This is a genomic window from Pseudomonas sp. LTJR-52 (genome assembly GCF_003691465.1).
In the GTDB taxonomy this organism is placed as follows: Bacteria; Pseudomonadota; Gammaproteobacteria; order Pseudomonadales; family Pseudomonadaceae; genus Chryseomonas; species Chryseomonas luteola.
On record NZ_CP033105.1, the window covers coordinates 4,138,327 to 4,150,334 of the forward strand.

At 56.6% G+C, this 12,008-nt stretch carries 9 protein-coding genes; all 9 read left to right on the forward strand.

The features are described 5' to 3' along the window. Positions 1 to 9 precede the first annotated feature (9 nt). The 9 genes from EAW52_RS19290 (at position 10) to EAW52_RS19335 (ending at position 11,939) form a co-directional block, all read left to right on the forward strand. Positions 10 to 1,440, forward strand: coding sequence for a sigma-54 dependent transcriptional regulator (locus EAW52_RS19290; RefSeq protein ID WP_019367421.1), 1,431 nt, complete (start codon positions 10 to 12; stop codon positions 1,438 to 1,440). Between the two features lie 688 nt (positions 1,441 to 2,128). Next, positions 2,129 to 3,532: a polynucleotide adenylyltransferase PcnB gene (locus EAW52_RS19300; protein WP_122043650.1), complete on the forward strand. Its 1,404-nt coding sequence runs from the start codon at positions 2,129 to 2,131 to the stop codon at positions 3,530 to 3,532. A gap of 3 nt (positions 3,533 to 3,535) precedes the next feature. Then, positions 3,536 to 4,021: a 2-amino-4-hydroxy-6-hydroxymethyldihydropteridine diphosphokinase gene (folK, locus tag EAW52_RS19305; protein WP_122043651.1), complete on the forward strand. Its 486-nt coding sequence runs from the start codon at positions 3,536 to 3,538 to the stop codon at positions 4,019 to 4,021. A 255-nt stretch (positions 4,022 to 4,276) separates the two neighbouring features. Beyond that, positions 4,277 to 5,077: a 3-methyl-2-oxobutanoate hydroxymethyltransferase gene (gene panB, locus EAW52_RS19310; protein ID WP_122043653.1), complete on the forward strand. Its 801-nt coding sequence runs from the start codon at positions 4,277 to 4,279 to the stop codon at positions 5,075 to 5,077. Continuing rightward, positions 5,074 to 5,928 (forward strand): pantoate--beta-alanine ligase, encoded by an 855-nt coding sequence (gene panC / locus EAW52_RS19315; RefSeq protein ID WP_122043654.1) that lies wholly within the window; start codon positions 5,074 to 5,076, stop codon positions 5,926 to 5,928. Before panB ends, panC begins: the two co-directional genes overlap by 4 nt. A 182-nt stretch (positions 5,929 to 6,110) precedes the next feature. Next, the gene (gene pgi, locus EAW52_RS19320; RefSeq protein WP_122043656.1) at positions 6,111 to 7,775 is read left to right on the forward strand and encodes a glucose-6-phosphate isomerase; all 1,665 of its coding nucleotides are present in this window, start codon (positions 6,111 to 6,113) and stop codon (positions 7,773 to 7,775) included. Positions 7,776 to 7,935: 160 nt separating this feature from the next. Next, entirely contained in the window at positions 7,936 to 9,885 is a 1,950-nt protein-coding gene (gene acs / locus EAW52_RS19325) for an acetate--CoA ligase (RefSeq protein WP_122043657.1), read from the forward strand. 87 nt (positions 9,886 to 9,972) lie between these two features. Then, positions 9,973 to 10,851, forward strand: coding sequence for an oxygenase MpaB family protein (locus tag EAW52_RS19330; protein WP_122043659.1), 879 nt, complete (start codon positions 9,973 to 9,975; stop codon positions 10,849 to 10,851). A gap of 71 nt (positions 10,852 to 10,922) precedes the next feature. Further along, a complete protein-coding gene (locus EAW52_RS19335; protein WP_122043660.1) occupies positions 10,923 to 11,939 on the forward strand; it encodes a class I SAM-dependent rRNA methyltransferase in 1,017 nt (338 codons plus the stop codon). The last annotated feature ends 69 nt before the right edge of the window (positions 11,940 to 12,008 follow it).

Sequence of the window (12,008 nt, forward strand, 5' to 3'; positions counted from 1 at the left end):
GAGCCCAATATGGCACATATTTTGATCGTCGAAGACGAAACCATCATTCGCTCGGCCCTGCGCCGATTGCTCGAGCGCAATCAGTTTCAGGTCAGCGAGGCTGGCTCTGTGCAGGAAGCGCAGGATCGTTACGACATTCCATCGTTCGACCTGATTATCAGTGACCTGCGCCTGCCCGGTGCCCCTGGGACTGAGCTGATCGACCTGGCGGCAGGCAAGCCGGTGCTGATCATGACCAGCTATGCCAGCCTGCGCTCTGCCGTAGACTCCATGAAGCAAGGCGCTGTCGACTACATCGCCAAGCCATTCGACCATGACGAGATGCTGCAAGCGGTTGCGCGCATTCTCATCGAGCGCGAACAGGCCCCGCAGCAGACACCGCCGGAGCGTCCAGCCACTCGCGGCGAAGCGCTGCCAGTCCACGACAGCGACATTGGTATCATCGGCAGTTGTGCTCCCATGCAGGATCTGTACGGCAAGATTCGCAAGGTTGCCCCTACCGATTCCACCGTGCTCATTCAGGGGGAGTCCGGTACGGGCAAGGAGCTGGTGGCTCGTGCACTTCATAACCTGTCACGCCGGGTAAAAGCGCCTCTGATTTCTGTGAACTGCGCTGCCATTCCCGAAACGTTGATCGAGTCCGAACTGTTCGGCCATGAGAAAGGTGCCTTTACAGGTGCTAGCGCAAGCCGCACCGGCCTGGTCGAGGCAGCTGATGGCGGTACGCTCTTTTTAGACGAAATCGGCGAGCTGCCGCTGGAAGCTCAGGCACGCCTGCTGCGTGTCTTGCAGGAAGGCGAGATTCGCCGCGTCGGCTCGGTGCAGTCGCAAAAGGTCAATGTCCGCCTGATTGCAGCCACTCACCGTGACTTGAAGACATTGGCCAAGACCGGGCAATTCCGGGAAGACCTCTATTATCGTCTGAATGTTATTTCCCTGCGCCTTCCGCCGTTGCGTGAGCGAAGCAATGACGTGCTGGAAATCGCCCGCGTATTTCTGGCACGCCAGTCCAACCGCATGGGTCGTGAGGCCATGCATTTCAGCCAGGAAGCTGAACTCGCCATTCGCCATTACAGCTGGCCGGGTAACGTTCGGGAGCTGGAGAATGCAATCGAACGAGCCGTCATTCTCAGCGAGAAGAACGAAATCGAGCCGGACCTGCTCGGCATCGATATTGAACTGGAAGATTTGGACCTTTCCGAACACTTCCTGGATCCACTCGAGACGCCTCTGGGCTCCTCCAATGTCAGCCATGAGCCTACGGAAGACCTTTCCCTAGAGGACTACTTCCAGCACTTTGTGCTTGAGCACCAGGACCACATGACTGAGACCGAGTTAGCCCGCAAGCTTGGCATAAGTCGCAAGTGCTTGTGGGAGCGACGTCAACGGCTTGGTATTCCGCGCCGAAAAACGGGCGCTACCAGCACCGACCTGTCCTGATAGACAGAAAACGCATCGTTACCGATGCGTTTTTTTTGTGGGTAACACAGGGCCATCATTTCAGAATGTGTTACCGCCGTAACATCAGGCGAGGTTAACGGTAACGAATTTCTCATGTTGCCCGCCTCAAAAAACACTACATATTTTCATAAGCCATTGTTTTAAAACGATTTTTAAAAGTTGGCACAGCATCTGCTTTATATCTGGCACAACAAAAATAAAAAATCAGTAAAACCCCTAATAAAAATAAGACGTAACGACTCCAGCACAATAAGAACAAGCAGGCGGAGGCGTAGCTAACTGATCATTTTGGAGAAGAGTCGATTGCGGAGCATTTGCCCCGTACCAGGCCGAGAACAATAAAACTGCCCTGAGGCAGCACCTGCACTGGATAGATCAATTGTGATCATGACGGCATCAGCGTCCAAAGTAATCCGTTTGCTCTTGGCCCCGAATTTGGGAGCCCTCCTGGCGGCAGGTATCCGACCAGGACGGACCAGACAAGAAAAACAACAGGTTCGATATAACAATAAAAACAAAGCACGTACCAATTTGGGGGGGAGCTTCGGCTCCCCCAGTGCCTTAAGCTTCACGCCAGCCATCATTCAAGATCCCCTCCTATAATGCTAGAATCCGCCATAACCGCGGGTTTCCGCTCGCTCCGCCGACCTCAAGAACAGTGCTATCAATGCTGAAAAAGCTGATCCAGTCCCTGCGTTCGCCATTACGTCGCGCACCCAGTAAGCCTGAACTACCTATCGTGATTCCTCGTAGCCAGCACGCGCTGGAGCGTGAACAGATTAGTCGCCATGCCCTGAGCGTTGTGGATCGGCTGGAGAAGGCTGGCTACCAAGCCTATCTGGTCGGTGGTTGCGTAAGAGATCTGATGCTGGGCGTTGAGCCGAAGGATTTCGACGTCGCGACCAACGCAACGCCTGAGCAGGTACGCGCTGAATTTCGCAATGCACGCGTCATTGGACGTCGCTTCAAGCTGGTCCACGTGCATTTTGGCCGAGAGATCATTGAAGTGGCGACCTTCCGTGCCAATCACCCCGAAGAAGAAGAGGATGAAGACTCCGTTCACTCCGCCCGCCACGAAAGTGGGCGCATCCTTCGTGACAACATCTACGGCAATCAGGAGCAGGATGCACAGCGGCGTGACTTCACGATCAATGCCCTGTACTACGAAGCTACCCAGGAACGTATCTTCGACTATGCCAATGGCGCCTCGGATATTCGTAATCGCCTGATTCGCCTGATTGGAGATCCCGAGCAGCGCTACCAGGAAGATCCAGTGCGCATGCTGCGAGCCGTGCGCTTCGCGGCTAAGCTGGGCTTCGAGATCGAAGAGCAGACAGCAGCACCTATTCGCCGCCTGGCACACCTGTTGAGGGACATCCCAGCCTCCCGTCTCTTCGATGAAGTGCTCAAGTTGTTCCTGAGCGGTAACGCAGAGCGCACCTATGAGCTGCTGGTCACCTATGATCTCTTTGCCCCTCTGTTCCCGGCAACAGCTGAAGCGCTCGAAAAGAACCCTGAATACACAGGCCGTCTCATCAAGCAGGCGTTGGCCAATACGGACGCACGTATTCGTGAAGGCAAGCCGGTAACACCCGCCTTCCTGTTTGCAGCGCTGCTCTGGCCTGCCCTTCCCGCCCGCGTGGATTACCATCAGGAAAAGGGGCTGCCACCGATTCCAGCCATGCAGGAAGCGGCTCACGACATTACGCTTGAACAGTGTCGCCGGATCGCCATTCCCAAGCGCTTTACTATTCCCATGCGCGAGATCTGGGACATGCAGGAACGCTTGCCTCGCCGTCAAGGCAAACGCGCCGATATGCTCTTGGAAAACCCCCGCTTCCGGGCAGGCTATGACTTCCTCCTGTTGCGTGAGAGCGCCGGCGAGCGTACCGGTAACCTAGGTCAATGGTGGACGCGTTATCAGGAAGTCAGCGACAGTCAACGTCGAGAGATGATTCGTGAATTGAGTCAGGAAGACGGCAAGGGCGCGGTCCGCAAGCGCCGCCGTGGCGGTGGGTCACGCAAGCGTCGCACACCTGGCACCGACAAACCTACCCCGCCAGCGGAGTAATCGATGGAGCGTGTTTACATCGGGCTCGGCAGTAATCTGACGGAGCCCCGCACCCAGCTTGAATCAGCGCTGGCGGCGTTGAATACACTTCCGCAAAGCCGACTTGTCTCCCGATCCTCCTTTTATGGAAGCGACCCATTGGGTCCGGCTGATCAGCCCCGCTATGTAAATGCTGTCGCGGCGCTTGATACCGCTCTGGAACCACTTGCGCTGCTGGATGAGCTGCAAGCCATCGAGCAACAGCAGGGTCGAGTCCGCAAGGATGAGCGCTGGGGCCCCAGAACACTAGACCTTGATATCCTGCTATTCGGCAGCCACACGATCAATGAGCCCCGCCTGACCGTACCGCACTATCACATGCATGCCCGGGCGTTCGTTCTCTACCCTCTGGCCGAAATTGCCTCGGGTGAGTTGCGCCTGCCCGATGGCAGCCTGTTGCAGGCTCTGCTGGACCAGTGCCCGTTCGTGGGCCTGGAGCGACTGGAATAAGGGACTTGCAAGTCATAGTGTTACCGTAACGTTCCGGTAACACATCGTGATTGACTTCCCCTGAACTCGCCGAGACTATAGGCACCCACTTGCCTGGCCATCCCTTTGTTACCGCCTACAGACAGGCTGTGTCCTCTGCAGAATTGGCAGGCAAGCGATGAGATCTGTAGTTTGCTACAGCCGTCAACCAGAACAAAAAGATACGACTGTTATGTCCCCAGCCATTCAGGACACAGCCTGAAGAGGAAGTTTGATATGCCTGAGGTTACCCTCACCACTTTGCAGGCGCTGAAACAGCGCGGTGAAAAAATCACCATGCTGACCTGCTATGACGCGACCTTTGCCCATACGGCTAGCCAGGCGGGCGTCGAAATACTGCTGGTAGGCGACTCCCTGGGCATGGTCCTTCAGGGCCACGACAGTACACTGCCTGTTACCACAGCCGATATGGCCTATCACACGACCTGTGTAAAACGCGGCAATCGTGGCGCACTTATCGTGGCCGATATGTCCTTCATGGCTTACTCGACACTGGAGCAGACCTTCCAGAACGCTGGCACACTGATGCAGGCCGGCGCGCACATGATCAAGCTGGAAGGCGCTGCCTGGCTGGCAGAACCCATTCGCCAGCTGGCTGAACGGGGCGTTCCGGTCTGCGCGCACCTGGGCCTTACGCCTCAGTCAGTAAATGTGTTTGGTGGCTTCAAGGTACAAGGGCGTGATGAGGCTCGCGCCCAGCAGCTGCGTGAAGATGCCAAGGCGCTTGAGGCAGCCGGAGCTGCCATGATTGTGCTTGAGTGTGTCCCCAGCCCGCTGGCGGCCGACATCACACGCGCTGCCAACATACCGGTCATCGGTATCGGTGCTGGCGCGGACACGGATGGGCAGGTACTGGTCATGCACGACATGCTAGGCCTTGCTCTGACAGGCCGCTCACCCAAGTTCGTGAAGAATTTCATGGCCGGCCAGAGCAGTATCCAGGAAGCCTTCACAGCCTATGTCCAGGCCGTCAAGAGCGGCACCTTTCCCGCACCAGAACACGGATTTTCGGCATGATTACCGTACACACTATCAGCGAGCTGCGAAACGCAGTCGCCGAGGCCCGCCGCTCAGGCAAGCGCATCGGTTTTGTTCCCACCATGGGCAACCTGCATGCAGGCCATGTCGCCCTGGTTGATACAGCGCGGGCCCATAGCGATTTCGTGGTTGCCAGTATTTTCGTCAATCCGCTGCAGTTCGGTCCCACTGAAGACCTGGACAAATACCCGAGAACGCTTGCCGCTGACCAGGAGAAACTGGCAGCGGCCGGCTGCACAGTTCTGTTTGCACCTGCCGTATCGGAGATGTATCCCGAAGGGATGGACCACCAGACGCGGGTCAACGTCCCGGTCGTTTCGGAAGGCCTGTGTGGCGCCAGCCGTCCCGGTCATTTCGAAGGCGTCGCCACGGTTGTCAGCAAGCTGTTCAACATGGTCCAGCCTGATGTCGCTGTGTTTGGTGAAAAGGACTACCAACAGCTTGCCGTTATCCGCAAGATGGTCAATGACCTGAACATGCCTATCGAGATCATAGGTCAGCCTACCGTTCGAGACACCGATGGGCTGGCACTATCATCACGTAACGGCTACCTCAATGGCGAACAGCGCGCCACGGCCCCTTGCCTGTATAGCCTGCTGAAACAAGTGGCCGAGCGTATCCAGGCAGGTCGCCGCGATTACCCTGCCCTGCTCGACGAGGCCAGACAGCAGCTTGAAGCGGATGGCCTGCGAGTGGATTATCTGGAGCTTCGTCAGCAAGGCACATTGCGCCCGGCGGCAGAAGCCGATCGGCAACTGGTAATACTATTGGCCGTCTATGTTGGAAACACGCGGTTGATTGATAATTTGTCATTCGAACTTGATATCTAATCAGCAGGATGAGCACCGCTTCGCTAAAGCCCGGAACACCCCGGGCTTTTTCGTGTCTGACGGCCATCATTAGCTTGACTGACGCGCTCTATCTGGCGTGCTATAGCCGGGCGTGCCACAAGCTTTATCCCAAGATGTAGTGCACAACGTACGACAATACCTACAGAAGGAAGCGAATCCCAATGGAGTATTACAAACAGCCTATCAACGTTACCGAGTTGAAGTCCTGGCAGGCACTGACAGAACATCGTCAGGAGATGCAGTCCTTCACTATGCGTAATGCGTTCGCGGCGGACCCAGGACGCTTCAAGCAATTTTCATTGAGCGCCTGCGGGCTGTTTCTGGACTACTCCAAGAATCTGCTAACTCAGCAGACTCGCGACCTGCTGATCAACCTGGCACGCGAAGCAAACCTTGAAGGCGCGATCAAGGCTTTATTGTCAGGCGAGCCCGTCAATTCCTCGGAAAATCGTCCTGCACTCCATACAGCCCTGCGCCGCCCGCTAGGCGACAAGGTGATGGTGAACGGGCAGGATGTCATGCCGGAGGTACATCGCGTACTGGGCCGCATGATCGACTTGGTCAACCGTATCCATAACCGCCTCTGGCGAGGACACACAGGCAAGCCGATCACAGATGTCGTCAATATTGGCATCGGCGGCTCCTTCCTCGGGCCCCAGCAGGTTGCCGAGGCACTCACGCCTTACGCACAGTCGCAGGTCCGCTGCCATTACCTCGCAAACATCGATGGCAGCGAATTCCATGAGCTGGTGACCGGCTTGGAAGCCGAAACGACCTTATTCATCGTTTCCTCCAAATCCTTCGGTACCCTGGAAACCCTGAAAAACGCCCAGGCTGCACGTGCCTGGTGCCTCGGTCAGGGTTGCGCCGAGCAGGATCTGCATAAGCATTTCATTGCGGTCTCCAGCAACGTGAAGACAGCCGTTGAATTCGGGATCAGCGAAGAAAACATTTTCCCGATGTGGGATTGGGTCGGCGGCCGTTACTCGCTGTGGTCGGCAATTGGCCTGCCTGTTGCCATTGCCATCGGTGTATCCAATTTCAAGGAATTGCTGGCCGGCGCCTATGCTATGGACCAGCACTTCCTGAACACGCCCTTCGAAAGCAACCTGCCCGTGCTGCTGGGCCTGCTGGGTGTGTGGTATGGCAACTTCTGGGATGCTCAGAGCCACGCTGTACTGACCTACGATTACTATCTGCGCGACTTCACTAAGCATTTGCAGCAGCTGGATATGGAGTCCAATGGCAAGCGTGTTCGCCAGGACGGTACTCCCGTCGCCACGGCAACCGGCCCGGTCATCTGGGGTGGCGTAGGCACCAATGGGCAACACGCGTATCACCAGCTGATGCACCAGGGCACCCCGATGATTCCATGCGATTTCATCGTGCCGGCCTCCAGCCATCATCCCATTGCTGACCATCACCCCTGGTTGTATGCCAATTGCCTCTCCCAGAGCCAGGCCCTCATGCGCGGCAAGACGCTTGAAGAAGCGGAAGCCGAACTGCGCGCTAAGGGCCTACCTGATGAGCAAGTAGCATTCCTGGCTCCGCACAAGGTCATCCCGGGCAACCGCCCCAGCAATACGCTGGTATTCGAGCGCGTAACCCCGAGCAGCCTAGGCGCCCTGGTGGCGCTCTATGAGCACAAGGTATTCGTACAAAGCGTGATCTGGGGTATCAATGCCTTTGACCAGTGGGGCGTAGAGCTGGGTAAAGAGCTGGGTAACAGCGTCTATCAGCATTTGGTTGGCAATGGAGAAGAGGCTGCGGAAGATGCCTCGACTCAAGGCCTGATCGAGTACTTCCGCCAGCACCATCGCGGCTGACCAATCCGCTCCGCTCAAAACGCCGCTCTTGCGGCGTTTTTTATTTTCACCTACGACTTTCGGCCAGAAATACACACACTCTATCGCCTGGCTGAACCCCATCGCCCAAATAGCGCCTAATGTGGATGGAAGCGGAGAACAACCACAACAGGAGCCCGCCATGTCGGAACACCATCGCTACCCCGTGCCCGAAGCAGTGCAAAAGCAAGCCCTTCTGGATAAAGAAGGCTATGAGCGTCTCTATCGCCAGTCCATTGAAGACCCTGAGCGCTTTTGGGGTGAGCAGGCTAAAGCCATGCTTGACTGGTTCAAACCGTGGGATGAAGTTCACCATAGCGATCTGGCCAAGGGTGAAGCCTCATGGTTCAAGGGTGGTCAACTGAATGTGTCCTACAACTGTGTCGACCGCCATCTGGACAAGCGTGCGGACCAGGTCGCCATTATCTGGGAAGGCGACAATCCCTCCGATTCCCAGAAGATCACCTACCGTGAGTTGCACCAGAATGTTTGCAGGCTGGCTAACGTTCTGAAAGCGCATGGCGTCAAGAAAGGCGACCGTGTGTGCCTGTATCTCCCCATGATTCCCGAAGCGGCCTATGCCATGCTGGCCTGCTCCCGGCTGGGTGCGGTCCACTCCGTGGTGTTTGGCGGTTTTTCTCCCGATGCCCTGCGCGACCGTATCCTGGATGCCGATTGCCGTACCGTCATTACCGCCGATGAAGGGACCCGCGGCGGCAAATGTGTCCCGCTCAAAAACAATGTGGATAAGGCCTTGGCCTCATGCCCGAATGTTTCCAACGTGATCGTAGTACAGCGCACCAAGGGCAATATTGCATGGACCGAAGGTCGGGACGTTTGGTACCACGACGCCGTGCAAAACGTCAGTGATGAATGTCCAGCCGAACCGGTGGATGCGGAAGATCCGCTCTTCATCCTCTACACCTCGGGCTCGACCGGTAAACCCAAAGGGGTATTGCATACCACCGGGGGTTACCTGCTGGGCTCTGCAATGACCTTCAAGTATGTATTCGATTATCACGAAGGTGAGATCTTCTGGTGCACCGCGGACGTCGGCTGGGTAACCGGCCACAGTTACATCGTCTATGGTCCCTTGGCCAATGGGGCAACAACGCTGATGTACGAAGGCATGCCCAGTTATCCGGATGCCTCACGCTTTTGGCAGGTCGTGGATAAGCATCAGGTCAACATCTTCTATACAGCCCCTACCGCCATTCGGGCGCTAATGCGTGAGGGAGACGCCCATGTGCACAAAAGCTCCCGCGCCAGCCTCCGCTTGCTGGGTAGTGTAGGCGAACCCATCAACCCTGAAGCGTGGGAATGGTACTACCGCGTCGTAGGTGAGAAGCGCTGCCCTATTGTCGACACATGGTGGCAGACCGAAACAGGCAGCATCCTGATCGCACCGCTCCCTGGCGCAACGGACCTCAAGCCCGGCTCGGCTACACGCCCCTTCTTTGGCGTTCAGCCTGTTCTTCTGGACGACAAGGGCAAGGAGATCGAAGGTCCTGCCGCAGGTGTTCTGGCTATCAAGGCCAGCTGGCCCAGCCAGATCCGAAGCATCTATGGCGATCATCAACGTATGATCGATACCTACTTCAAGGCCTACCCCGGCTACTATTTCACCGGTGACGGTGCCCGCCGTGATGAAGATGGGTATTACTGGATTACCGGCCGCGTGGATGACGTAATCAACGTATCCGGCCACCGGATCGGCACGGCAGAAGTAGAAAGCGTGCTGGCTTTACATGACGAAGTGGCCGAGGCCGCTGTAGTAGGCTGCCCCCATGATGTGAAAGGCCAGTGCGTCTATGCATTTGTCACCCCAATGGGCGGTGTGCAACCCACGGATGAGCTGAAAAAGCGCCTGCTGGCTCAGGTCAGTTCCGAGATTGGCAGCTTTGCAAAACCGGACTTCCTCCAATGGGCGCCGCGGCTACCCAAGACACGCTCTGGCAAGATCATGCGACGTATCCTGCGCAAGATTGCCTGTGATGAGCTGGACACTCTGGGCGATACCTCCACCCTGGCTGATCCTTCCGTCGTGCAGGAGCTGATTGAGCATCGGCAGAATCTTGCAGCCAAAAAGTGAGTAAAACCGCCGCCGGGCATAGCGTTGGATGTCTGGCGGCTCGTTATCCATTAAGCTTTACGTGATGAAGCATCATTTGGGGCTGTAATGGAAATCCTGCGACGCCGTATTGAAAGTCAGGTCATGAGCCTTACCGGGCTAAGCCTGGGCGGAGTCGATTACGAAAACCCACCTGGGGACCCTGGCCTGTTCGGACCTGATTCCGCCTGCTGGAAGGTACACAGTGACTTTACCTGCATGATGATCGGCGGGGTCGCCGCCCTGCTTCTGCAAATGCTGCATCCCTTGGCACTGGCAGGTGTCTGGGATCACTCCCGCTTTCGAGAAGATATGCTGGGCCGATTACGGCGTACCGGCCAATTCATTGCCGCCACTACCTTTGGCAACCAGGCCGATGCACAACGGTTGATCGAAAAAGTCCGGATGATTCATAGCCATATCAAAGGAGTTGCCCTGGATGGACGCCCTTACGCAGCCGATGACCCTGATCTTTTGACATGGGTACATGTTGCGGAAGTGAGCAGCTTCCTGAAAGCCTATCTTCGCTATTTCAATCCCCACTTTTCTCTTGCGGAGCAGGACCGTTATTACCGCGAAGTTTCTCTGATTGCCAGGCAACTAGGCGCCCAGCAAGTCCCCGCATCACGGATAGAAATCGAACATTACCTCAATACGATGCGCCCAGAGCTGGTCTGCGATGAACGTACGCGTGAGATTACGCAGATCCTGCTCTCAGCCCCAGCCCCCAGTGCGCTGGCCAAGCCATTCGGTTCACTGATCATGAGAGCAGGGATTGATCTGCTACCCGAATGGGCCGCTCAGCAACTGGATATTCTGCCCGGCCACGCGGAGCGGCATCTGGTAAGGGCCGGCGTCAATCGTACAGCTCCCCTGTTACGCTGGGCGGTTCGCAACGGCTCCTCACATCGGGCGCGCCGCCGCATGGGTCAGCCCAACAAGCCCTGATCGGTCGCACGGCAGCCCACAATAATCTGTATTCTGTACGCCTTTATTGCTCTTCGCTTCAAGGCCTGCCCATGCAAACCCTTTTCTCCGCTCTGGACGCAGCATTGTCCCGCCGTGAGTCGCTCCTGGCACGACTCCACACCCAGGGTACGGACTGCTATCGACTGTTTCATGGATCACAGGAGGGAGCAGCAGGACTTACGCTCGACCGGTACGGCCCGCAGTTACTGATTCAGAGCTTTCACGCCCCTGTTGAAAATGACGTAATCCTTGCACTGCATCAACAGGTTCAGCGTTTTTTGGGCCAGGAATTATTTCTCGTTTATAACGACCGGTCGCAAGGCAATTCCCGGATTGATCGAAGCAGCACCGCCCATACAACCGAACCAGATGCACTGGAGGCCACCGCCGCTCACGAATGGGGCTTGACCTATCTTGTGCGGGGCCGCCATGCCGGCCAAGACCCGTTACTCTTTCTTGATTTGCGTAACGCGCGAGGCTGGGTCAAGCAGAACAGCCAGGACAAGTCAGTCCTGAATCTCTTTGCCTATACCTGCGGTGTAGGACTCTGCGCTGCGGCTGGTGGAGCGCAGGAGGTCTGGAATCTGGACTTCGCTACGCGCAATCTGGCTGTAGGTCAGGAAAACGGTACTCTCAATCCTTCATTGCCGCCCATGCAGTTCGTTCAGTCGGACTATTTCCCCGCTATTCGCCAGCTAGCCGGCTTACCTATCACTCATCGTCGAGGCCAGCGCTTGCCGAGTTATCCTCGCCTGGACCCAAAGCAATTCGACCTTGTGTTTCTTGATCCACCGGCTTGGGCCAAAAGTGCCTTTGGAACGGTAGACCTTCAGCGTGACTATCAAAGCCTGCTCAAACCAGCGCTCCTAGCTACTGCCGAAAACGGCACCCTGGTGTGCTGTAACAACCTGGCCAAAGTCTCCATGGCAGAATGGCGCGAGTCTGTCCTGCGCTGCGCCAGCAAACAAGGAAGACCGGTACGTGACTGTCAGGTTATCGCGCCAGACGAGGACTTCCCGTCCTTTGACGGCCAACCGCCCCTTAAGACCTTGATTTTACAGTTGTAACGATCACGCTTTACGCATGCTGCCGTTGGCACCACAGCGGCACGTGCGATACTGGAGAGCACTCTTGAT

Excerpts from the sequence above, each read along its gene's own strand:
- EAW52_RS19290 (WP_019367421.1), top strand. The coding sequence starts at position 10 with ATGGCACATATTTTGATCGTCGAAGACGAAACCATCATTCGCTCGGCC.
- EAW52_RS19300 (WP_122043650.1), top strand. The coding sequence starts at position 2,129 with ATGCTGAAAAAGCTGATCCAGTCCCTGCGTTCGCCATTACGTCGCGCA.
- folK (WP_122043651.1), top strand. The coding sequence starts at position 3,536 with ATGGAGCGTGTTTACATCGGGCTCGGCAGTAATCTGACGGAGCCCCGC.
- panB (WP_122043653.1), top strand. The coding sequence starts at position 4,277 with ATGCCTGAGGTTACCCTCACCACTTTGCAGGCGCTGAAACAGCGCGGT.
- panC (WP_122043654.1), top strand. The coding sequence starts at position 5,074 with ATGATTACCGTACACACTATCAGCGAGCTGCGAAACGCAGTCGCCGAG.
- pgi (WP_122043656.1), top strand. The coding sequence starts at position 6,111 with ATGGAGTATTACAAACAGCCTATCAACGTTACCGAGTTGAAGTCCTGG.
- acs (WP_122043657.1), top strand. The coding sequence starts at position 7,936 with ATGTCGGAACACCATCGCTACCCCGTGCCCGAAGCAGTGCAAAAGCAA.
- EAW52_RS19330 (WP_122043659.1), top strand. The coding sequence starts at position 9,973 with ATGGAAATCCTGCGACGCCGTATTGAAAGTCAGGTCATGAGCCTTACC.
- EAW52_RS19335 (WP_122043660.1), top strand. The coding sequence starts at position 10,923 with ATGCAAACCCTTTTCTCCGCTCTGGACGCAGCATTGTCCCGCCGTGAG.